Origin of the sequence: Thermomonas carbonis, from assembly GCF_014396975.1 — a bacterium.
Lineage (GTDB): Bacteria > Pseudomonadota > Gammaproteobacteria > Xanthomonadales > Xanthomonadaceae > Thermomonas > Thermomonas carbonis.
In genome coordinates, this window is record NZ_CP060719.1 from 2,392,109 (window position 1) to 2,413,166 (window position 21,058).

The 21,058-nt window shown below is 66.2% G+C and carries 22 protein-coding genes; 18 read left to right on the forward strand and 4 right to left on the reverse strand.

Translation table 11 applies throughout. From position 1 onward, the window contains the following. Positions 1–3: 3 nt before the first annotated feature. On the reverse strand, positions 4–246 hold the full coding sequence (locus H9L16_RS11035) for a DUF6116 family protein (protein WP_187551740.1): 243 nt from the start codon (positions 244–246) through the stop codon (positions 4–6). Between the two features lie 153 nt (positions 247–399). Here H9L16_RS11035 and H9L16_RS11040 point away from each other — a divergent pair, with 153 nt between their 5' ends. From H9L16_RS11040 to H9L16_RS11065, 6 genes are all read left to right on the forward strand, one after another. Continuing rightward, complete coding sequence (locus H9L16_RS11040; RefSeq protein WP_187554160.1) at positions 400–1,176, forward strand: glycine zipper 2TM domain-containing protein; 777 nt, start codon at positions 400–402, stop codon at positions 1,174–1,176. A 213-nt stretch (positions 1,177–1,389) separates the two neighbouring features. After that, positions 1,390–2,553, forward strand: a complete 1,164-nt coding sequence (locus H9L16_RS11045; RefSeq protein ID WP_187551741.1) for an acyl-CoA dehydrogenase family protein — start codon at positions 1,390–1,392, stop codon at positions 2,551–2,553. Positions 2,554–2,572: 19 nt separating this feature from the next. After that, the gene (locus tag H9L16_RS11050) at positions 2,573–3,331 is read left to right on the forward strand and encodes a hypothetical protein (protein ID WP_187551742.1); all 759 of its coding nucleotides are present in this window, start codon (positions 2,573–2,575) and stop codon (positions 3,329–3,331) included. Between the two features lie 33 nt (positions 3,332–3,364). Then, complete coding sequence (locus tag H9L16_RS11055; RefSeq protein ID WP_187551743.1) at positions 3,365–3,919, forward strand: GNAT family N-acetyltransferase; 555 nt, start codon at positions 3,365–3,367, stop codon at positions 3,917–3,919. Then, positions 3,919–4,557 carry a glutathione S-transferase family protein gene (locus H9L16_RS11060; protein ID WP_187554161.1) on the forward strand — a complete coding sequence of 213 codons (639 nt, stop codon included), beginning with the start codon at positions 3,919–3,921 and terminating at the stop codon, positions 4,555–4,557. Before H9L16_RS11055 ends, H9L16_RS11060 begins: the two co-directional genes overlap by 1 nt. Before the next feature lie 51 nt (positions 4,558–4,608). Then, on the forward strand, positions 4,609–6,885 hold the full coding sequence (locus H9L16_RS11065; protein ID WP_187551744.1) for a thiamine pyrophosphate-dependent enzyme: 2,277 nt from the start codon (positions 4,609–4,611) through the stop codon (positions 6,883–6,885). 7 nt (positions 6,886–6,892) lie between these two features. Here H9L16_RS11065 and H9L16_RS11070 read toward each other — a convergent pair whose 3' ends face one another. From H9L16_RS11070 to ygfZ, 3 genes are read right to left on the reverse strand one after another with little or no spacing between them, the layout of a single operon-like run. Further along, positions 6,893–9,277 (reverse strand): FdhF/YdeP family oxidoreductase, encoded by a 2,385-nt coding sequence (locus H9L16_RS11070; RefSeq protein ID WP_187551745.1) that lies wholly within the window; start codon positions 9,275–9,277, stop codon positions 6,893–6,895. Continuing rightward, positions 9,274–10,104 carry a formate dehydrogenase accessory sulfurtransferase FdhD gene (fdhD, locus tag H9L16_RS11075; protein WP_187551746.1) on the reverse strand — a complete coding sequence of 277 codons (831 nt, stop codon included), beginning with the start codon at positions 10,102–10,104 and terminating at the stop codon, positions 9,274–9,276. The genes H9L16_RS11070 and fdhD overlap by 4 nt, the downstream gene beginning before the upstream one ends. A gap of 40 nt (positions 10,105–10,144) precedes the next feature. Further along, entirely contained in the window at positions 10,145–11,023 is an 879-nt protein-coding gene (gene ygfZ, locus H9L16_RS11080; protein ID WP_187551747.1) for a CAF17-like 4Fe-4S cluster assembly/insertion protein YgfZ, read from the reverse strand. A gap of 27 nt (positions 11,024–11,050) precedes the next feature. On the opposite strand from ygfZ, the gene H9L16_RS11085 reads away from it, so the two are divergent. The 12 genes from H9L16_RS11085 (at position 11,051) to H9L16_RS11140 (ending at position 21,027) form a co-directional block, all read left to right on the forward strand. Beyond that, positions 11,051–11,251, forward strand: coding sequence for a DUF1674 domain-containing protein (locus H9L16_RS11085; RefSeq protein ID WP_229796592.1), 201 nt, complete (start codon positions 11,051–11,053; stop codon positions 11,249–11,251). Between the two features lie 47 nt (positions 11,252–11,298). Beyond that, positions 11,299–11,709 (forward strand): succinate dehydrogenase, cytochrome b556 subunit, encoded by a 411-nt coding sequence (gene sdhC, locus H9L16_RS11090; RefSeq protein ID WP_187551748.1) that lies wholly within the window; start codon positions 11,299–11,301, stop codon positions 11,707–11,709. After that, the gene (gene sdhD, locus H9L16_RS11095; RefSeq protein ID WP_187551749.1) at positions 11,706–12,104 is read left to right on the forward strand and encodes a succinate dehydrogenase, hydrophobic membrane anchor protein; all 399 of its coding nucleotides are present in this window, start codon (positions 11,706–11,708) and stop codon (positions 12,102–12,104) included. The genes sdhC and sdhD overlap by 4 nt, the downstream gene beginning before the upstream one ends. Positions 12,105–12,107: 3 nt before the next feature. Then, positions 12,108–13,895 carry a succinate dehydrogenase flavoprotein subunit gene (sdhA, locus tag H9L16_RS11100; protein WP_187551750.1) on the forward strand — a complete coding sequence of 596 codons (1,788 nt, stop codon included), beginning with the start codon at positions 12,108–12,110 and terminating at the stop codon, positions 13,893–13,895. Positions 13,896–13,910: 15 nt separating this feature from the next. After that, positions 13,911–14,702, forward strand: a complete 792-nt coding sequence (locus H9L16_RS11105) for a succinate dehydrogenase iron-sulfur subunit (RefSeq protein WP_187551751.1) — start codon at positions 13,911–13,913, stop codon at positions 14,700–14,702. A gap of 31 nt (positions 14,703–14,733) precedes the next feature. Continuing rightward, positions 14,734–14,991 carry an FAD assembly factor SdhE gene (locus H9L16_RS11110; protein ID WP_187551752.1) on the forward strand — a complete coding sequence of 86 codons (258 nt, stop codon included), beginning with the start codon at positions 14,734–14,736 and terminating at the stop codon, positions 14,989–14,991. A 28-nt stretch (positions 14,992–15,019) separates the two neighbouring features. Next, complete coding sequence (locus H9L16_RS11115; protein WP_229796591.1) at positions 15,020–15,394, forward strand: hypothetical protein; 375 nt, start codon at positions 15,020–15,022, stop codon at positions 15,392–15,394. 22 nt (positions 15,395–15,416) lie between these two features. Continuing rightward, positions 15,417–16,661, forward strand: a complete 1,245-nt coding sequence (locus H9L16_RS11120) for a lipoprotein-releasing ABC transporter permease subunit (protein ID WP_187551754.1) — start codon at positions 15,417–15,419, stop codon at positions 16,659–16,661. A 4-nt stretch (positions 16,662–16,665) separates the two neighbouring features. Beyond that, positions 16,666–17,361: a lipoprotein-releasing ABC transporter ATP-binding protein LolD gene (lolD, locus tag H9L16_RS11125; RefSeq protein WP_425507195.1), complete on the forward strand. Its 696-nt coding sequence runs from the start codon at positions 16,666–16,668 to the stop codon at positions 17,359–17,361. 159 nt (positions 17,362–17,520) lie between these two features. Further along, a complete protein-coding gene (locus tag H9L16_RS11130; protein WP_425507196.1) occupies positions 17,521–19,890 on the forward strand; it encodes a DNA internalization-related competence protein ComEC/Rec2 in 2,370 nt (789 codons plus the stop codon). A gap of 18 nt (positions 19,891–19,908) precedes the next feature. Then, positions 19,909–20,571: a MotA/TolQ/ExbB proton channel family protein gene (locus tag H9L16_RS11135; protein ID WP_187551757.1), complete on the forward strand. Its 663-nt coding sequence runs from the start codon at positions 19,909–19,911 to the stop codon at positions 20,569–20,571. A gap of 9 nt (positions 20,572–20,580) precedes the next feature. Further along, positions 20,581–21,027, forward strand: coding sequence for an ExbD/TolR family protein (locus H9L16_RS11140; protein ID WP_187551758.1), 447 nt, complete (start codon positions 20,581–20,583; stop codon positions 21,025–21,027). Positions 21,028–21,058: the final 31 nt, after the last annotated feature.

Sequence of the window (21,058 nt, forward strand, 5' to 3'; positions counted from 1 at the left end):
GGTTCAACGATGGACTTCGCCGTCGATGGGTGGCTTCTCGCCGACGGCTGGTGGCTTGCGCGTCTTCCAGTTGGCGAGCAGCAGGGTGCCGAGGCCGAACACGATTTCGTCGAGGAACGGAATCGGATCGATCCCCGGCGGCAGCAGGACGCTGAACGCGAACAGCGCCGCGGTCAGCTTGAACAGCACCGGATAGCGCAGTTTGCGCGCCCAGTTGAGCAGTGGCAGGAGCAGGGGATTTGGCATGAGGGTGATCCGTGGAGGATGCGCGGAACGCTAGCATGCACGCGCCCTGCACATGCGTGAACGGTCGCCGTTGCGCCGCCGACAAACTCCGCGGGTATTCATGTTTCGCGTGCTGCAATCGCCCCGTCACATGACGCAGGAGGCGACACCATGATGAAAGGCAATACGCTTGCGATCGCGCTCGGCGCACTGCTGGTGGGAGGCGTGGCCACTGCCGGGTTCATCAACAACAGCGTCCGCGGTTCGTCAAACCCGACGGCAGTCGATGGTGCCTATCGGGCCGCCGAGGCTGGCACGAATGGCTTGGCCTATGCCGATGTCGTCGGCGTCGAACCCGTCATCGAACGCGAAGAGCGCTATGCCACCGTCATCGGCACCGATCCGGTTCGCGAATCCAGCACGACCAGCACGCCGCAGCAGGTGTGCGAGGACGTGGCCGTGCAGGAACGCCTGCCGGAGCGCGACGGCAATGTTGGCGGCACCGTGGCCGGTGCATTGATCGGCGGACTGGTCGGCAATCAGGTCGGCGGCGGCAATGGCCGCAAGGCGGCAACCGCTGCCGGTGCGGTTGCCGGCGGGATGATCGGCAACCGGGTCGACCGCAACCACGTGGGTGGCCGGGTGGTCAGCCGGGTGGATCGGCGCTGCCGCATGGTCAACAACACGTCGACCTCGTCGCGCACGGTTGCGTGGAACGTGACCTATCGCAATCCTGATGGCACGGTCGGGACGATGCAGGCCGAGCAGAAGCCCGGCAGCCGGATCGCGCTGGGCACCGATGACCGCACTGTGGCCTACGACGTGCGCTACATGCTGGATGGCGACATCCACAGCGTGCGCATGGCGCAGCCGCCGGGCGAGCGCCTGCCGCTGCTTGACGGCCAAGTTGTGACGCAGGTGGCGTCGCTGGCCGGTACACCTAACGGCTGATCGCGGGACTGTACCAACCGTGTGAGGCCCAGGCGGGGCCGGAGCGATCCGGCCCCGTCAACTTTTGCGGGCGCGATTGCGGCATGGCTGGCGAATCGCATGGCTTTGGCTGAAACCGGGGCGTTTTGGCGGTGTCGGCTGATCACATCGCAGGTGCCGGTTGTGCGGCCTGCACGACTACAATGGCGGTTTGACAGCCCCGACGCGACCGCCATGGCCCTGCCTCCCTACGATCTGTTCGATGTCCGTTCCCTGTTGACCGAAGAAGAACGCGCGGTGCAGGACGCCGTGGCGCGCTTCACCGACGAACGGGTGATCCCGATCATCGGCGACGCCTTCGATCAGGCACGCTTTCCGAAGGAGCTCGTTTCCGAGATCGCCGAGATGGGCCTGCTCGGCTCCTCGCTGCCGGAAAAGTACGGCTGCGCCGGACTCAATGCGGTCAGCTACGGCCTGATTTGCCAGGAACTGGAACGTGGCGACAGCGGCATCCGCAGCTTCGTCTCGGTGCAGAGCTCCCTGTGCATGTATCCGATTTACGCCTACGGCACCGAGGAACAGCGCATGCGCTGGCTGCCTGACATGGCCGCAGGCAAGGTCATCGGCTGCTTCGGCCTGACCGAACCGCAGGGCGGTTCCGACCCGGCCAACATGAAGACCCGCGCCGTGCGCGACGGCGACGACTGGATCCTCAACGGTTCCAAGATGTGGATCACCAACGGCAACCTGGCCGACATCGCGATCGTCTGGGCGCAGACCGAAGACGGCATCCAGGGCTTCCTGGTGGAAAAGGGCTTCGCCGGTTTCACCGCGCAGGAAATCCACAAGAAGATGAGCCTGCGTGCGTCGGTGACCAGCGCGCTGTTCTTCGACAACGTGCGCGTGCCGGAGGCCAACCGCCTGCCGAACGTGAAGGGCCTGAAGGGTCCGCTGGGCTGCCTGACCCAGGCGCGCTACGGCATCACCTGGGGTCCGATCGGCGCGGCCATCGCCTGCCTCGATGAAGTGCTGAAGTACACCAAGGAACGCATCCTGTTCGACCGCCCCGTCGCGGCGACACAGAGCGCGCAGATCAAGATGGCCGAGATGGCTCGCCGGATTACCCTGGCGCAACTGCTGGTGCTGCAACTGGGTCGGCTGAAGGATGCCGGCACCATGCAGCCCGCGCAGGTGTCGCTGGCGAAGTGGAACAACTGCCGCATGGCGATCGACATCGCCCGCGAATGCCGCGACCTGCTCGGCGGCGCCGGCATCACCACCGAACACGCCGCGATCCGGCATGCGCTGAACCTGGAATCGGTCATCACCTATGAAGGCACGGAAACCGTGCACCAGTTGGTGATCGGCCGCGAGCTGACCGGCATCAACGCGTTCTAGAACGCAGGCGGGAAGAGAAATGGCGAGGATCCTGGCAGTGGTCGCGTTGCTGTTCGCATCGTGGGTGGTGTCCGCCCAGCCCGCGCCGCAGGCGGTTGGCGACGACAAGACCGTGTTGTTGCTCAACGTCATCGAATCCGACGTCACCAACTCCCATCTTGGCGTCACGATCTTCTCGAACTACGAGAAGAAGCTGGCCAACGATTGGGACATCCCGGGCTGGGCAAGCCAGCAAGTCACCGAACTGTTCCGGCAGGGCGGATACCGGGTAGTCGCATTGGCGGTGCCGGAAGATCGGGTCGCCGCCATCCGCAGCTACAAGCACACCAGGACCGGCTGGAGCAAATTCAAGCTTGAGCCGGGCTTCGCCAGCTGGCTATGGGCCGAGATGGACAAGGCTGGCGCGGGCCACGCGTTCATCCTGCAGGATTTCGCCAAACAGTACGCGTTCGATGTCCCGGTGAAGTACTCGGGGTATGGCGTGGTCTCGTTGCACGGAAAACAGCCCAGGCAGGCATTTCTTTACGCAAACATCGGATCCCACTTCGTCACCCGCGGCCAGGTGGAATTGCCCAACGGGGTCAGGAATGGGGACGCCGATTGCCGGATCAAATTCGACCCGTCCGAAATCGCAGTCGACGATTACGAGCGACTGGCAGTTTCCGATCTGGTGCCCTATCGCGAGAAAATCGAATCCATCATCTTGCGTCGGATTCGTCAGGATCTGACCTTCGCCAAGCTGATTCCGGGTGCTTTCGAGAAATGCGATGGCTTTTGACGTGGGTCGCTGCCAGGAAACGCCTGGCTCGCAATGAACCCCGGAAACACACCCGTCCTCGAAACCGGACGCCTGATCCTGCGCGTGTCGCAGGCGTGCGACTTCGAACGCTTCGCCGAAGTGCTGGGCAGCGAGGAGGCTGCACGCTACATCGGTGGTGCCCAGTCCCGTTCCGCGGCGTGGCGGCGGTTCCTGCAGATGCCCGGCGCCTGGGTGGTGCAGGGCTTCGGCATGTTCTCGGTGATCGAGAAATCCAGCGGTCGCTGGCTGGGACAGGCGGGCCCATGGAAGCCGGATGGCTGGCCCGGCAACGAGATCGGTTGGACCTTCCATCCTGATAGCTGGGGCAGGGGCTATGCGAGCGAGGCGGCTGCCGCTGCCATGGACTGGGCGTTCGCCAACCTGGGCTGGGACGACGTCATCCATTGCATCGATCCCGCCAATGCCGCATCCCAGGCCTTGGCGCAGCGCCTGGGTTCACGAAACCTGGGGGCGGTGAAGCTGCCTGCGCCATACGAGGACGCACCCTCCGATGCCTGGGGCCAGACCCGTGCCGAGTGGAGCGAGAACCGGAAGCGATTCGCGTGATCACGGTCTACGGCTTCTCGCCTTCGGGCAATTGCCACAAGGTCAGGCTGCTGCTCGAGCAGTTGGGTCATGCGTATCGCTGGGTCGAGACCGACAGCAGCCGGGGCGCGACCCGCGCGCCGGCTTACCTGGCGAAGAATCCGAACGGCAAGGTGCCGATGATCGAGCTCGATGACGGCCGCGTGCTGGTCGAGTCGAACGCGATCCTGTGCTGGCTGGCCGATGGCACGTCGTTCCTGCCGTCCGATCCGTGGGCGCAGGCGCAGGCATTGAGCTGGATGTTCTTCGAGCAGTACAGCCACGAACCGTATATCGCCGTTGCCCGTTTCATCTGCGGCTGGACGCCGGCGGATTCGCCGCGTCGCGCCGGCTTGCCGGTACTGCGTCAATGCGGGCATGCGGCGTTGCGCGTCATGGAGCGTCATCTGGCATCGCAGTCCTGGTTTACCGGCAGCGAGTACGGCATTGCCGATATCGCGCTGCATGCCTACACCTGTGTGGCCCCGCATGGCGGCATCGTGCTCGACGCTTATCCGGCGCTGCGCGACTGGCTGGCACGCGTTGAAGCGACGCCGGGCTTCGTGCCGTTGCCTGCACCGGATGCGGCTGCGCAGGCGTTGATCGATCAATCGACCTGAAACACCCTCACCCCAACCCTCTGCCGCACCGCGGGAGAGGGGGAGAAGCCCATGTTCGCCACCATCCCGAATCCGATCCCCGCGCGCATGAAAGGCGTCAACCGCGCCGAGGTCTGCGACGTCAATTTCAGTGAATTCGTGAAGGCATGGGCTGGCACGCCGGATGCCAAGCCCGCGCCGGACGAGGCCATCCTCGATGGCAGCGCGCTGGACGCGCAGGGCTTCCGCGACCTGTTCGAGTCGCAATTGATCAGCCGGCACCTCGACCTGATGGCGCGCGTGCTGCGCGTGCAGAACAAGGTTTTCTACACGATCGGTTCCAGCGGCCACGAAGGCAATGCGATGGTCGCGCGGGCCGCGCGGCATACCGACCCCGCGTTCCTTCACTACCGCAGCGGCGGTTTCATGGCCGAACGGTTCCGCAAGCTGCCGGGCATGGATCCGATCATGGATTCGGCGTTGAGCTTTGCTGCCAGTGCCGGCGATCCCGCCAGCGGCGGCCGCCACAAGGTCTGGGGATCGAAGCCGCTGTGGGTGCTGCCGCAGACCTCGACGATCGCCTCGCATCTGCCGAAGGCCTTGGGCACCGCGGTCGCCATCGAAGCTGCACGACGCATTGGCCACCAGTTGCCGATCCCCGAGGACAGCATCGCGATCTGCTCGTTCGGCGATGCCTCGGCCAACCATGCCACCGCGCAGACCGCGTTCAACGCCGCCAGCTGGACTGCGTACCAGAAGCTGCCGGCGCCGGTGCTGTACGTCTGCGAGGACAACGGCATCGGCATCTCGGTGAAGACGCCGACCGGCTGGATCGGCGAGAGTTTCCGCAATCGCCCGGACCTCGATTATTTCTTCGCCGACGGCCTCGACCTGGCCAGCGGCTATGCCGACGTGCAGCGCGCCGTCGAGCATTGCCGGCGCACCCGTCGACCGACCTTCCTGCACCTGCGCACCACCCGGATCATGGGCCACGCCGGCACCGACTTCGAGATCGAATGGCGCAGCTTCGATGAACTGTGCGCGGTGGAGGCGGGCGATCCGCTGCTGCGCTCCGCGCAGATCGCGCTGGAATCCGGCCTGATGTCGAAGGACGAGATCATTGCGTTCTACGAAGACACCAGGAAGAAGTGCTTCGCCGCGGCGGAAGATGCCGACCAGCGCCCGCGCATCGAAACCCTTGAACACGTGATGCGTCCGCTCGCGCCGTACACGCCGGACAAGGTGATGGCGGAAGCGACACGCATGCCGACACAGGATGTCAGGATCAAGGCCTTCGGCAGCGAGGACAAGCTGCCGGAGAAGCAGGTGCCCAGGCACCTTGCCATCCAGATCAACCAGGCCTTGCACGACCTGTTCGCCAAATATCCGGAAACCATGCTGTTCGGCGAGGACGTGGCGCAGAAGGGCGGTGTTTACACGGTGACCAAGGGCCTGCACAAGGCCTTCGGCAACAAGCGCGTGTTCAACACGCTGCTCGACGAGACGATGATCCTGGGCATGGCCCAAGGCTTCGCCAACATGGGCATGCTGCCGATTCCGGAAATCCAGTACCTGGCCTACCTGCACAACGCGATCGACCAACTCCGCGGCGAGGCGGCCAGCCTGCAGTTCTTCAGCAACGACCAGTTCCGCAACCCGATGGTCGTGCGCATCGCCGGATTGGGCTACCAGCGCGGCTTTGGCGGGCATTTCCACAACGACAATTCGATCACCCCGCTGCGCGATATTCCCGGTCTGGTCGTCGGTTGCGCCTCACGCGGCGATGATGCCGCGATGATGCTGCGCACCTTGACCGCTCTTGCGAAAGTGGACGGCCGAGTCAGCGTGTTCCTGGAACCGATCGCGCTGTACATGACCAAGGACCTGTACGAAGCCGGCGATGGCCAGTGGCTCACCGAATACCCCGCGCCGGACCAGGCGCTGGTGCTCGGCGAGGAGCGCGTCTACAACGAGGACGCGACCGATTGCGTGATCTTCAGCTACGGCAACGGCATGCCGATGAGCCTGCGCGCTGCCCGCCTGATCGAGGCGAAGCACGGCTGGAAGGTGCGCGTGGTCGACCTGCGCTGGCTGGTGCCGCTCAACCACGTGGCCATCGCGAAGCATGCGCGCGAGTGCAAGCGCATCCTGGTTGTCGATGAAGGCCGCTTCAGCGCCGGCGTCGGCGAGGGCGTGATCACCGCGATCACCGAAGCGGGGCTCGGCGGCAAGCCCGGTCGTCGCGTCTGCGGCGCGGACACGTACACGCCGCTGGCGGGTGCCGCGTTCCTGGTGATTCCGAAGGACGAGGACATCGTCGCCGCGGCGGACGTGTTGGCTGCCGGCTGACGCCGTTCTACTTCGGCTCTTTGCGCGCAGATAGCGTGGGTTTCTCGCGCTTCTTGCCGATCAGCGTGGCGGCGATGTCGCGTGGTTGCGCACTTGCCGCAGCCGCATCGTGCGCGTGCAGGATCACCGGGATCGCCTTGCTGGTCGGCGTGCGCGCCTCGATGGCGAAACTGTCCAGCGGCACCAGCGCGTTGGTCTCCGGGTAGTACGCCGCCAGGCAGCCACGCGGGATGTCGTAGGCCGCCAGCAGGAAACCACGCACCATGCGGCGCACGCCATCGTGATGCAGGCTCTCGATATCGACGCGCTCACCAGTCTCGAAACCCAGGCTTGCGATGTCTTCGGCATTCGCGAACAGCACCCTGCGCTCGCCGTGCACGCCGCGATAGCGATCCTGCAGGCCGTAGATCGTGGTGTTGTACTGGTCGTGCGAGCGCACCGTGGTCAGGGTGAACACCCGCGTGTCCGGCAGCGTCGGCAAGGGATCGTCTTCGGCCAGGCCGTGCGCGAAGAAATTCGCCTTGCCGGTCGCTGTCTTCCACTGCCGAAGCGCCGCGGTGTTGGTCAGGCGGAAGCCGCCGGGCACGCGCACGCGCTGGTTGAAGTCGTGGAAGTCCTCGAACACGCGGGCGATCTGGTCGCGAATGCGGTCGTAGTCCTCGACCAGCCAGCGCCACGGCGTGTCGCTGCGCTTGCCGAGCGTGGCCTGCGCCAGCCGCGCGACGATCGCCGGTTCCGACAGCAATTCGGGCGATGCCGGCGCGTTGATGCCCGCGGAGAGGTGGACCATGCTCATCGAATCCTCGACCGTCACCGCCTGCGGTCCGCCGGCTTGCACGTCGATTTCGGTGCGACCCAGGCAGGGCAGGATCAGCGCGTCCTTGCCATGCACCAGGTGGCTGCGATTGAGCTTGGTCGCCACGTGCACGGTCAGCTCGCAGTTGCGCAACGCGGCGTGGGTGGCGTCGGTATCGGGCGTGGCGGTGGCGAAGTTGCCGCCCATCGCGAAGAACACCTTGCCGGTGCCGTCGCGCATCGCCTCGATCGCGCCGACCACGTCCACGCCGGGCTCGCGCGGCGGCTCGAAGCCGAACACATCGCGCAGGCGGTCGAGCAGGGCGGTCGCGGGCTTCTCGTAAATGCCCATGGTGCGGTCGCCCTGCACGTTGCTGTGCCCGCGCACCGGGCAGATCCCCGCGCCATGCCGGCCGATGTGGCCGCGCAGCAGCATCAGGTTGACCAGCATCTGGATGGCCGCGACGGATCGCTTGTGCTGGGTGATGCCCATGCCCCAGCAGACGATGGCGCGTTCGGATCGCAGGAAACGTTCGCCGGCATCGCGCAAGCGGGCCTCGGACAGGCCGGATTCTTTCTCGATATCGCGCCAGTCGGCCGCCTCGATGCTTGCAAGCAGCGCGTCGAAGCCGTCGGTATGCGTTTCGATGAACACTTCATCGAGCAGCGGCGGCTTTCCCTCCGCATGCGCCCGAGCGCCGCGTTCCAGCACATGCTTGATCATGCCGGTGACCGCGGCGAGGTCGCCGCCGATCCGCAACTGGTAATAGTCCGAGGCGATCTTCGTCGAACCGCCGTGGAGCATTTCCAGCGCGTCCTGCGGATCGGCGAAGCGCTCCAACCCGCGCTCGCGCAGCGGATTGAATGCCAGCACGCTGGCCCCGCGGTTCACTGCGCGGCGCAGTTCGCCAAGCATGCGTGGATGGTTGGTGCCGGGGTTCTGCCCGAACACCAGGATCAGGTCGGCTTCCTCGAAATCCTGCAGGGACACGGTGCCCTTGCCGACGCCGATCTGCTGCCCCAGCGCCACGCCGGACGGCTCGTGGCACATGTTCGAGCAGTCGGGGAAATTATTGGTGCCGAACTGGCGCACGAACAGCTGGTACAGGAACGCCGCCTCGTTGCTGGTGCGGCCGGAGGTGTAGAAGATCGCCTCGTCCGGTGAGGCCAACGCGTTGAGCCTCGTTGCGATGAATTTGAACGCCGCGTCCCATGAAACCGCTTCGTAGCGGTTCGTCGCCGGGTTATAGCGCAGCGGGTGGGTGAGCCGGCCCTGGTCCTCCAGCCAGTGATCGCTGTAGCGGGCGAGATCGCTCACGCTGTGCTGCGCGAAGAAGTCCGGGCCGACACGGCGGGTGGTGGCTTCGAACGCAACGGCTTTCGCGCCGTTCTCGCAGAACTCGAAGGTCGAGGTGTGTTCGCGATCCGGCCAGGCGCAGCCGGGGCAGTCGAAGCCGTCCGGCTGGTTCGCGGAAAGCAAGGTCTTCGCACCCAGCACCGGGATGTCCTGTTGCAACAGATGCTGGGTCACCGATTTCAATGCACGCCAACCACCGGCGGGTCCGTCGTACTGCGTGATCTTCCGGTCGTCGCTCATCGTGCGGGCACCAAACGTTGCGGATGCGCATACACCGCGCAATGCCCGTTGCGGGCGAAGCCGATCAGGCAGAGATTGGCGGATTCGGCCAGCGCGATCGCCAGCGTGGTCGGCGCGGAGATCGCCGCGAGCATGGGAATGCCGACCTGCGCGGCCTTCACCGCGAGTTCGTAGCTGGCGCGGCTGGTGACGATGGCGAATCCGTTGCCGGCGACGATGCCAGCAGATGCCATTGCGCCGATCAGCTTGTCCAGCGCGTTGTGACGGCCCACGTCCTCGCGCACCAGCAGCAACTGACCATCGCGATCCGCGAACCCGGCCGCATGGGTCGCGCCGGTCGCGGCGTTCAATGGCTGTCGTTCATGCAGGGCGGCGAGGGCGCGATGCAGCGAAGCTCCATCGATCCGCGTAACGACGGTAACGCACGGCGGTGCGCGCAATACCGCATCGATATCGGCGCTCCCGCAGACTCCGCAACCGCCGTAGCCGGGCAGGTTGCGCTGGCGGTTGGCGAGCGCGGGATGACGTGCGTCCGGGATGCGCATGCGGATGCAGATGCCGTCGACGGACTCGTCGACGGCGTCGATCCGCAGTTCGCCGGCATCGGCAATCAGTGCCTCGCTCAGCGAGAAGCCGAGGGCGAGGTCGGCCAGGTCGCAGGGCGTGGCCATCAGCACAGCGAACGGCGAGTCGTTGTAATGCAGCGCGACCGGGACTTCGCAGGCGATGTCGTCGCGCAGGTTGTGCACGCCATGCGCATCGCGCCGTTGCACGCTGCGCGGGGCGGCGCCATCGATTGTTGCGTGGTCGCGGATACAGGCGTTCATCGATGCAGGATAACGCCGCACCCTTGGCGCGGCAGGCGGTTCAGCGGGCAAGGCCGTCGAGCAGTGGGAGTCGCGTGCAGGGCTGATCGCCGGTGGAGAATGGGCCATCGCCTGCATCGATGGGCATCACCGCAAGGCCCTCGTCGCCTTCGGCGCAGATCAACTGGCCAATGGGTCTGACGGTGGCAAAGCGACCCATTGGTGGCTCGCCTTCCATCACTTCGTCCAGTTCACCGACGCCAGCACCTTGCAAGCGCACCAACTCGCGTTTGACCTTGCCCAGGAAATGCGTGCGCGCCACGATTTCCTGGCCGGGATAGCAGCCCTTCTTCACGCTGAAAGCGCGCAGGCGATCCAGCGAAAGCTGTTGCGGGGTCCAGGCTTCGGACTGGTCGGCAGCCAGGCGGGGCAGGCCATGGGCGATGTCGAAGGCGCGCCAGCGGGCGGCCAAGGCTTCGTCCGGAGTTGCCTCGATGCTGCTGATGCGCAGGCAGCGAGGCCCGCCATCCACGCCAAGATCCAGCTCAATGCCGCCATCGATCGGTGCCGCGGCCGAGCCCGATGCAGCCGTCGGCGCTGCGAACTGTCCACTGATGTGAAGGTCGTCGCGCGGCTCAAGCTTCACCTTGCTGCGAAAAACGAAACGTTGCAGCTGTGTCGCCAATCCCGCCGCGTCCACATCCGGCAGCAGCAGCCAAAGGGTTTCGGCGTCGAGCCGCAGCAGGGCAAACAGGGCGATGAGGCGGCCTTTCGGGGTCAGCCAGCCGTTCCAGTGCCACTGTCCGTCGCCCAACGCGGCCACGTCGTTCATGAATTGCGCCTGCGCAAAGGCCATGGCATCGCGGCCAGAGATGGCCAGGACATCGTGGCCGGGCAGGCGGAATTCCTTGGTCGAGGCGGCTTGCGGGTTGTGGGACATGGGGGTGGGACTTAAACTCGCGGGGTTGTGAATCCGTCGATCATAGGCCAATCCCCTTCCAGCCCCGAGCCCGCCGAGGCCGTGGTTCCGAGCCAGGAACCCTCGCCAACGGTTGCCTCCAAGCCTGATGCCGCCACCGACCTTGCGGTCGAGGTCGGCGGGCGCGACGGCCCCGAGCCGACGCGCTACGGCGACTGGGAAAAGAATGGCCGCTGCATCGATTTCTGAGACATCGCCACGCGGCGTGAGCCGCCCAGCCCGGAGAGCGCACGCCCATGGCTGCTCCTGATCCGAACGGTCGCACGCGCCCGTTGTCGCCCCACTTGGATGTCTACAAGTGGCAAGTCCAGATGCTCACCTCGATCCTGCATCGCGCCACCGGCATCGCCCTGGTCGCCGGCATGCTCGGGCTGGTATGGGGCCTGGTCGCGCTGGCGGGTGGCGACAAGTCATGGGCGACCTTCGCCGAATGCGCGACGTCGTTGCTCGGCAAGCTGGTGCTGCTCGGCTTCAGCTGGGCCCTGGCCTACCACCTGATCAACGGCGTCCGCCACCTGGTCCAGGACGCCGGCCACGGCTACGCGATCCCGGACTTCGTCCGCAGCAGCTGGATCTCGATCATCGGCAGCGTGGTGCTGGTCGCGGTGGTCTGGGCAATCGTGCTGATGCGCGGAGGTACCGCATGAGCACGCACGGCAAGGACCTGCGCACCCCGCTCAAGCGCGCCGTGGGCTTGGGCTCGGCGAAGGACGGTACCGGCCATTTCATGCTGCAGCGGATCACCGCGATCGCGCTGGTGCTCGCCGGTGCGTGGCTGATCGGCCTGCTGCTCTCGCTCAACAACACCGACTATGTCTTCGTCCGCGCGACGGTTGCCGACCCGCTCAACGCGACGGTGCTGGTCACCTTCCTCATCGCTGCGTGCTGGCACGCCAAGCTCGGCCTGCAGGTGGTCATCGAAGACTATGTGCATGCGCCGTTGCTGGCCGGTCTGGCGCATCTCGCCAACATTTTCACCTGCGCGCTGCTGGCCATTGCCGGCGTGCTCGCGGTGCTGCGCATCGCCGCGCTGGGAGTCTGATTCGTGTCCGCATACAAGATCCAGGAACACACGTTCGACATGATCGTGGTCGGTGCCGGCGGTGCCGGCCTGCGCGCCACCTTCGGCCTGGCCCAGAAGGGCCTGCAGACCGCCTGCATCACCAAGGTGTTCCCGACGCGTTCGCACACGGTAGCGGCGCAGGGTGGCATCTCCGCCGCGCTCGGCAACATGGGCGAGGACGATTGGCGCTTCCACTTCTACGACACCATCAAGGGCAGCGATTGGCTGGGCGACCAGGACGCGATCGAGTACATGTGCCGCGAGGCCATCCCGGCGATCATCGAACTCGAACACCAGGGCGTGCCGTTCAGCCGCACCGAAGACGGCAAGATCTACCAGCGTCCGTTCGGCGGCATGACCACGCATTACGGCAAGGGCACCGCGCAGCGCACCTGTGCCGCCGCCGACCGCACCGGCCACGCGATCCTGCACACGCTGTACCAGCAGTCGCTGGCGCATGACGCGCGCTTCTTCATCGAATACTTCGCGCTCGACCTGATCATGGATGCCGATGGTGCCTGCCGCGGCGTGCTCGCGCTGGACATGGCCGAGGGCACACTGCACCTGTTCCGCGCGCAAGGCGTGGTGCTGGCGACGGGTGGTTACGGCCGCGCGTACTTCAGCGCGACCTCCGCGCACACCTGCACGGGCGACGGCGGCGGCATGGCCTTGCGCGCGGGCCTGGGCCTGCAGGACATGGAATTCGTGCAGTTCCACCCGACCGGCATCTACGGCGCGGGTTGCCTGATCACCGAAGGCGTGCGCGGCGAAGGCGGCATCCTGCGCAACAGCAACGGCGAGCGCTTCATGGAGCGCTACGCGCCGAACGCCAAGGATCTTGCGTCGCGCGACGTGGTGTCGCGCTCGATGACCATCGAGATCCGCGAGGGTCGCGGCGTCGGCGAGCACAAGGATCACATCCACCTCGACCTGACCCACCTCGATCCGAAGGACATCCACGAGAAGCTGCCCGGCATCGCCGAGAGTGCGCGGATCTTCGCCGGCGTCGACGTCGAGAAGCAGCCGATCCCGGTGATCCCGACCGTGCACTACAACATGGGCGGCATCCCGACCAACTACCACGGCGAAGTCGTGCAGCTGAAGAATGGCGATCCCGATGCGGTGGTGCCGGGCTTGTATGCGATCGGCGAGGCCGCCTGCGTGTCCGTGCATGGCGCGAATCGCCTCGGGTCCAACTCGCTGCTCGACCTCGTCGTGTTCGGTCGCGCGGTCGCCAACCGTTGCGCCGAAACGATCAAGCCGGGCGCGGCGCACAAGCCGCTGGCCGGCGATGCCTGCGACCAGGCGCTGGCCAACCTCGACAAGCTGCGCAACGCGCATGGCGGCACCCCGACTGCGGTGATCCGCAACGACATGCAGCGGGCGATGCAGAACGATGCCGCGGTGTTCCGCACCGGCGAGACCCTGGCCAACGGCGTCAAGGCGATCCGCGAGATCAATGCCAGCTTCGCCGACGTCAAGGTGTCCGACCGTTCGCTGGTGTGGAACTCGGACCTGATCGAGACGATGGAACTGCAGAACCTGCTGGGCCAGGCCCTGACCACGATTGTTTCGGCCGAGAACCGCACCGAATCGCGCGGCGCGCATGCCCGCGAGGATTTCCCGGATCGCGACGACGCCAACTGGCACAAACACAGCGTGTGCTGGGTCGACGATGCCGGCAACACCCGCATCGACTACCGCCCGGTGCACATGTACACGCTCAGCAGCGATGTCGACGTGGTTCCGCCGAAGCCGCGCGTCTACTGACCGGGAGCACACACCATGGCTGAATTCACCCTCCCGAAAAACTCCAAGATCCAGAAGGGCAAGCACTTCCCGGCGCCCGCCGGCGCGAAGAGTCCGCGCACCTTCAAGGTCTATCGCTGGAATCCCGACGACGGGCTCAACCCGCGCGTGGATACCTACGATGTCGACCTGGCCGCGTGCGGGCCGATGGTTCTCGACGCGCTGATCAAGATCAAGAACGAGATCGATCCCACGCTGACCTTCCGCCGGTCCTGTCGCGAAGGCATCTGCGGTTCCTGCGCGATGAACATCGACGGCACCAACACCTTGGCGTGCACCAAGGCGATCGAGGATTGCGGCAAGGCAAATGCCGCGGTTCCGATCTACCCGCTGCCGCACATGGACGTGGTCAAGGATCTGGTGCCGGACCTTACCCATTTCTACGCACAGTACGCATCGATCAAGCCGTGGTTGCGCACGCAGACGCCGGCACCGTCGGGTCGCGAACGCCTGCAGTCCAAGGAAGACCGGGCGAAGCTCGACGGGCTGTACGAATGCATCCTCTGCGCCTGCTGCAGCACCAGCTGCCCGAGCTACTGGTGGAATGGCGAGCGTTACCTCGGCCCGGCCGTGCTGCTGCAGGCCTACCGCTGGATCATCGACAGCCGCGACGAAGACACCGGCGCGCGCCTGGACGACCTCGAGGATCCGTTCAAGCTGTATCGCTGCCACACGATCATGAATTGCGCACGCACCTGTCCGAAGGGCCTGAACCCGGCCAAGGCGATCAGCGAGATCAAGCAGCTGATGATGGCGCGGAAGGTCTGAGCTACGCCGTTCGTGGTGAGCCTGTCGAACCATGAACGTCGCTGACGACGACACCGAACTCCGCAAACTCCGCTGGCGCTGCCGGCGCGGGATGCGCGAACTCGACCAGCTGCTGGAACGCTGGCTGGACCGCGAGTGGCGGCAAAGTCCTACCGCGCAGCGGGACGTGTTCCTGCGCCTGCTGGACAGCGAAGACGACAGACTCTGGCGCTGGTTCCTTGGCCATGAGGTGTCGGAAGATGTCGAAATCGCGGCGCTCGTCGATTCCATCCGCACCCTGCCGCCTTGAGTGGCGGCCGTCGCGCCAGGTCGGTGCGATGTTGGTGCTGCTCGCGTTGCTGGCCAGCTTCAGCCTGATCGGGTCCGACCTGCCTCGCGCGTGGGCCTGGCCGCTCGCCGCCGGCGTCTTGCTGTTCGGTGTACGCGACGCACGCAGCTACCTGCGCGAACAAGCCCTGCAACTGCTGGTGCCGGCCGGACTCGGCGTCGTGCAATGCGATGGCGTCGCGGTCCAAGACCTGCGCGTGGCATGGCGCGGGCCGCTCGCGTTCCTGCGCTGGCGCGGCGCGGACCGGCGGATCCGCCGCATCGTGCTCTGGCCTGACCTGCTGGATGCCGGCGCACGGCGTGAACTGAAGCTGGCGATGCAACGCCGCGAGGCTGCCGCCGGATCGCCATCGATGGCAGGATAGGCGGTCACCCAAAGGGCTGCCGATGTTCAAACCTGTCCCCGTCGCCATCGGCCTGCGCTACCTGCGCGCCAAACGCCGCAACGGCTTCATCTCCTTCATTTCACTGGCCTCGATCCTCGGCATCGCGCTGGGCGTGACCGCATTGATCACCACGCTGGCGGTGATGAGCGGCTTCCAGCGCGAGATCCGCGACCGCATGCTGCAGATGGCCGCGCACGCCACCGTCAGCGGCTATGGCGAACCGCTGCAGGACTGGCAACGCGCGGTCGATATCGCGTTGAAGGACGCGCGTGTTGCCGGCGCGGCACCCTACATCGAAAAGGAAGCGCTGATCCTCGGCAGCAACAACCAGCCGGCGATGCTGCGCGGCGTGGAACCGGCGCAGGAAGACACGGTGTCGGTCATCGGTGCCAAGCTGGTGCAGGGCAAGCTCACCGAACTCATGCCCGGCAGTTTCAACATCGTGCTCGGGCGTGAACTGGCGGTGTGGCTGGGAGTGAGCGTCGGCGACGACGTGATCGTGATGCTCGCCGACTACCGCAACACGCCGATGGGCGGGATCCAGACGCAGAAGCGCTTCGTGGTCAGCGGCATTTTCGAAGCCGGCTACAACGAATTCGACAAGGGGCTGGCAGTCGTCAATCTGTCCGATTTGCAACGCTTGCTGCGGATGGGCGAAGGCGTCACTGGTGTGCGCCTGAAATTGCGTGACATGGACCTGGCGTTCGACGTGGGACGTGAACTCGCGCTCAAGCTGAAGGGGCCGTACCGGGTCAGCGACTGGACCCAGGACAACGCCAACCTGTTCCGCGCGCTGAAGATGGAGAAGACGGTGATGGCGATCCTGCTATCGCTGATCATCGCGATGGGCGCGTTCAATCTGGTCAGCTCGCAGGTGATGCTGGTCACCGACAAGCAGGCCGACATCGCGATCCTGCGCACCCTCGGCCTGACTCCGCGCCAGGTGATGCAGGTCTTCATGGTCCAGGGCAGCCTGATCGGCATCATCGGAACGGTGTCGGGCGTGATCGGCGGCATTCTGCTGACGCTCAACCTGGACCGCATCCTGCAAGGCATCGAGAAGGTCTTCGGCGTGCAATTGCTGCCGGAGGACGTCTATTACATCACCGGCCTGCCGACCGATCTGCAAACCGGCGATGTCATCACGATCGCCTGCGTGGCGCTGGCGATGGCCTTCGTCGCCACCCTGTATCCGGCCTGGCGCGCGGCGCGTACCGCACCGGCGGAGGCGCTCAGATATGAGTGATTCGATGAGCAACGACGTGATCCGAGCAGAAGGCCTGGGCAAGACCTACGCCGAAGGCAGCCTGCATACGCAGGTGTTCGATGGGCTCGATATCGCGGTGGCCAAGGGCGAAACCGTGGCCATCCTCGGTGCTTCCGGTGCTGGCAAGAGCACACTGTTGCATTTGCTGGGCGGGCTGGATGTCCCCAGCGCCGGCGAGGTCTACGTGGCTGGCCAGAAGATGAGCGCCTTGTCCGATGCCGCGCGTGGAAGACTGCGCAACACGTCGCTCGGCTTCGTCTACCAGTTCCATCACCTGCTGCCGGAATTCACCGCGCTGGAAAACGTGATGATGCCGGTGCTGCTTGCAGGTCGGCCCACTGCCGAGGCGATGCAGCGTGCGCAGACCTTGCTGGAGAACGTCGGACTTGGCCATCGCCTGCAGCACAAGCCGGGCGAGTTGTCCGGTGGCGAGCGCCAGCGTGCCGCGGTGGCACGCGCGCTGGTCAACACGCCGGCCTGCGTGCTCGGCGACGAACCCACCGGCAACCTCGACGAGAACACCGCGGCGCACGTCTTCGCGCAGATGCTCGAACTCAATCGTGCACAGGGCACCAGCCTGGTGCTGGTCACCCACGATCGCCGCCTCGCGCGCCGGTTGGATCGCGTGCTGGAGTTGCAGCAGGGCAAGTTGCGCACGCTCGCAACCAGCGAGATCTGAGCTAACGGGTCGGGATTTCCCGACCCCGATGCCCATGATTGACTGATCGGCAGGGCTCGCCGCCTTGGCCATGCTTCCGGCATGGCAACGATCCACGTCCCCATGCCGCGATCGCCCGACCCGTCATGGGCGAGGGCTTGGGCCGCTTACCGTGGACCCGTGGTCGCCCACCGCATTGCGCTGTTCGGCCCGATCTCTGCCGCGACCCTGCTCGCGGGCGTGACTGGCGGTCTGCTGTTGCCGGCCTTGCCCGGGACGGGATGGCTGGTCGTTTTGCTGCTGTTGGCGCTCGCTCTCCTGCTGCGCGGCGGTGGCTGGCGCTTGGCCGGCGTATTGCTGTTCGGGATCGGATTCGCCGGCTTGCATGCCGATCACGTACTGGGTGGGCAATTGCCGGCATCGCTGGAACGCCGCGCGCTGGAAATCCAGGGCCGCATCGCCGAACTGCCGGTGCACGAACCGCGCCGTACCCGCTTCGAGTTCGTGGTCGATGACGACACGTCGCAACCCGAAGCGCTACGCGGCAAGCGCATCCGCCTGGGTTGGTTCGATGAGGACATCCAGGCGCGTGCGCGTTTGCAAGCAGGCAGCCGGTGGGCATTTCCGGTCGAACTGCGTACGCCGATGGGGCTGCGCAATCCCGGTGCAAGCGATGGCGAGAAGCACGCGCTGGCGGCACGGATCGCCGCCACCGGCCACGTGATGGAACCGGTACTGGCGCGCAGGCTGGCATCGCCAACCGGGATCGCCGCCTGGCGCGAGCGCATGAGCGCTCGCATCGCCGCATCGGTGCCGTCGGAATCATCGCGCTACGTACGTGCGCTTGCGCTGGGCGACACCCGCGCCCTCGACGAAACCGACTGGTCGCGGCTGCGTGCGGCGGGACTCACGCACCTCATCGCGATCTCCGGCTTCCATGTCGGCCTGGTCGCCGGCTTCTTCGCAATGCTCGCTGCCGCGGTCTGGTGGCTGTTTCCCGGCCTGTGTCGTTGGCTGCCGCGGCCGTTCGCCGCCGGTATGGGCGCGATCCTGGGTGCCTGCCTGTATGCAGCGCTGACCGGCTTCGCGGTACCCACGTTGCGTACCGCGGTGATGATCGCCGCGCTGGTGACGGCGCGTTGCCTGCGGCGTCGGCAACGGCTGGCGGACACGCTGTCGCTGGGCTGCATCGTGCTGTTGCTGCTGGATCCGTTGGCGGTGCTGGGGGCCGGTTTCTGGTTGAGTTTCGCCGGCGTGGCCTGGCTGCTGTGGTGCCTGCCCGCTGATCAGGGGCCGCGGCGCTGGGCGATGCTGCATGGGTTCGTGGCGGCACAGGCAGTGGCCACGCTGGGCCTGTTGCCGTTGACCGTGCTGCTGTTCGGCCAGGCCTCGTTCGCTGGCCCGGTCGCCAACCTCGCGGCGGTGCCGTGGTGGAGCCTGGTGGTGGTGCCACTCGCGTTGCTCGGTGTGCTCGCGGAAACCGTGCATGCCGGCCTTGGGCAATGGCCGTGGCAAGCGGCGGCGTGGTGCTTCGACCTGCTATGGCCGATGCTGGCGCGGGTCGCCGACAGTCCGCTGGCAATGGCCTGGCTGCCGGAGCCGCGCTGGCATGCCTGGCCGTTGGCGATGCTGTCCGCGTTCTGGTTGCTGCTGCCGCGCGGCCTGCCGGGCAAGCCGCTGGCCCTGCTGCTGTGGCTGCCGCTGCTGTGCCCGCCGCGCGACCTGCCCGCACATGGCGAAGCCGAACTGACCGTCATCGACGTAGGCCAGGGCTTGTCGGTGCTGGTGCGCACGACCAACCACAGTCTGCTCTATGACATGGGCCCGGCGACGATCGATGGCTTCGATGCCGGCGCGCGGGCCGTGGTCCCGGCGCTGCATGGGTTGGGCGTGCGCCGCCTGGATGCAGCCGTGGTCAGCCATGGCGACAACGATCATGCCGGCGGTTGGAACAAGGTGTCGCGCGCGTTCCCGGTCGCATCCCTGCTGGCGCCCGAGGGCAGTCCCGTGCCCGGCATCGTGCCGTGTCGCGCAGGCCAGTCGTGGCAATGGGACGGGGTGCGCATCCGTGTGCTGCATCCATCGGCGTGGTTCCCGTACCTGGGCAACGAGGCGAGCTGCGTGCTGCGCATCGAAACCGCACATGGCAATGCCTTGTTGACCGGCGACATCGGTCACTTCGTGGAGACGAAACTGCTGCGTGACGATCCCGAATCGGTTCGCAACGATGTCGTGCTGGTGCCGCACCACGGCAGTGCGGGCTCGTCGGATGAGGTCTTCGTCGCCGCCACGGGCGCGCGGCTGGCGTTGGTCTCATCCGGTGCCGGCAACCGCTTCGGCCATCCGAGGAAGGATGTCGTGCAACGCTGGTGCCATGCCGGTGTGGAAGTCGTCGACACCGCGCAGGCCGGGGCGATCCGCGTCTGGCTGGGCGAGAAGGGTCTGCAAGTGCAGGAGCGCCGCGCCGCGCATCCCCGGTTGTGGGACGCAGCGCGAAGGCGCAACGGGACGGCTGGGCTATGCTACGCACCGGAGATGCAGCGGCCATGAGGGTCGGAGGATTCACGCGTGCTGGAACTGATCCGCGCCGGCGGTTGGCCGATGATCCCGCTGTTGCTGATGTCGGCGGTTGCGTTGGGGATCATCGTCGAGCGTTTCTGGAGCCTGCGGCCCGCGCGGATCCTGCCGCCCGGGCTGGGCGACGAGGTGCGTGCCTGGGTCGCCCGCGGCAAGCCGCTGGAGGCCGCGCACATCGATTCCCTGCGTTCGACCTCGCCGCTCGGAGCCTTGCTGGCGGCCGCGCTGGATGTCCGCCAGCGCAGCCGCGAGGAAATCCGCGAGCGCGTGGAGGATGTCGGCCGCCACCTTGTTCACCGGATGGAGCGGTTCCTGAACACGCTGGGCACGATCTCTTCGGCTGGCCCGCTGCTGGGCCTGTTCGGCACCGTGGTCGGCATGATCGAGATGTTCCTGGGCATCCTCGACCACGGCATCGGCGACGCCAGCCAGTTAGCGGGCGGTATCGGCAAGGCCCTTGTGTGCACCGCCGCCGGGATGCTGGTGGCGATCCCGGCACTGGCCTTCCATCGCTATTTCCGCGGCCGCATCGCCGGCTACATCGTCGACATGGAACACGAGGCGATCCGGCTGATGGACGTGCTCGATGCGCCGGCGGGTTCGCCCGCGCCTGCAGCCGCACCGGCACGCGCCGCCACGCCGAAGAAGCGCTGAGCGCCGCGCATGCGCATCCAGGACCACCGTGCCGACGACACCCCGGAGATCAACCTGATCCCGTTGATCGACGTGTTGTTGTGCCTGCTCATCTTCTTCGTGGTCACCACCACCTTCGATGCGCGTTCCGTGCTGAAACTGGAACTGCCGCGCGCCGATGGCCAACCCGCCGATCCGCAGGCGCGCCCATTGAGCATCCTGATCAACGCCGAGGGTCGCTATTTCGTCGGCGACCGCGAAGTGCTGCGTACCGACGTCGAATCGCTGAAGCAGAGCCTGCGCGACGTGGCCGGCGACGACCGCGAACGCACCGTATTGATCCGCGCCGACGCTCGCACGCCGTGGCAGGCGGTGATCACCGCCTATGAAGCGCTGGGCCAGCTCGGCTTCAAGCGGGTCGCCAACGCCACGGCCTCGCAGGCGGGCGGCACGCAGGCCGGAACCGCGACGCAGTGAGCGAGCTCGATACGTCGGTGACCTATCGACG

Coding starts and splice junctions, on each gene's coding strand:
- H9L16_RS11035 (WP_187551740.1), bottom strand. CDS start 246: ATGCCAAATCCCCTGCTCCTGCCACTGCTCAACTGGGCGCGCAAACTG.
- H9L16_RS11040 (WP_187554160.1), top strand. CDS start 400: ATGAAAGGCAATACGCTTGCGATCGCGCTCGGCGCACTGCTGGTGGGA.
- H9L16_RS11045 (WP_187551741.1), top strand. CDS start 1,390: ATGGCCCTGCCTCCCTACGATCTGTTCGATGTCCGTTCCCTGTTGACC.
- H9L16_RS11050 (WP_187551742.1), top strand. CDS start 2,573: ATGGCGAGGATCCTGGCAGTGGTCGCGTTGCTGTTCGCATCGTGGGTG.
- H9L16_RS11055 (WP_187551743.1), top strand. CDS start 3,365: ATGAACCCCGGAAACACACCCGTCCTCGAAACCGGACGCCTGATCCTG.
- H9L16_RS11065 (WP_187551744.1), top strand. CDS start 4,609: ATGTTCGCCACCATCCCGAATCCGATCCCCGCGCGCATGAAAGGCGTC.
- H9L16_RS11070 (WP_187551745.1), bottom strand. CDS start 9,277: ATGAGCGACGACCGGAAGATCACGCAGTACGACGGACCCGCCGGTGGT.
- fdhD (WP_187551746.1), bottom strand. CDS start 10,104: ATGAACGCCTGTATCCGCGACCACGCAACAATCGATGGCGCCGCCCCG.
- ygfZ (WP_187551747.1), bottom strand. CDS start 11,023: ATGTCCCACAACCCGCAAGCCGCCTCGACCAAGGAATTCCGCCTGCCC.
- sdhC (WP_187551748.1), top strand. CDS start 11,299: ATGGCTGCTCCTGATCCGAACGGTCGCACGCGCCCGTTGTCGCCCCAC.
- sdhD (WP_187551749.1), top strand. CDS start 11,706: ATGAGCACGCACGGCAAGGACCTGCGCACCCCGCTCAAGCGCGCCGTG.
- H9L16_RS11105 (WP_187551751.1), top strand. CDS start 13,911: ATGGCTGAATTCACCCTCCCGAAAAACTCCAAGATCCAGAAGGGCAAG.
- H9L16_RS11110 (WP_187551752.1), top strand. CDS start 14,734: ATGAACGTCGCTGACGACGACACCGAACTCCGCAAACTCCGCTGGCGC.
- H9L16_RS11115 (WP_229796591.1), top strand. CDS start 15,020: ATGTTGGTGCTGCTCGCGTTGCTGGCCAGCTTCAGCCTGATCGGGTCC.
- H9L16_RS11120 (WP_187551754.1), top strand. CDS start 15,417: ATGTTCAAACCTGTCCCCGTCGCCATCGGCCTGCGCTACCTGCGCGCC.
- lolD (WP_425507195.1), top strand. CDS start 16,666: ATGAGCAACGACGTGATCCGAGCAGAAGGCCTGGGCAAGACCTACGCC.
- H9L16_RS11140 (WP_187551758.1), top strand. CDS start 20,581: ATGCGCATCCAGGACCACCGTGCCGACGACACCCCGGAGATCAACCTG.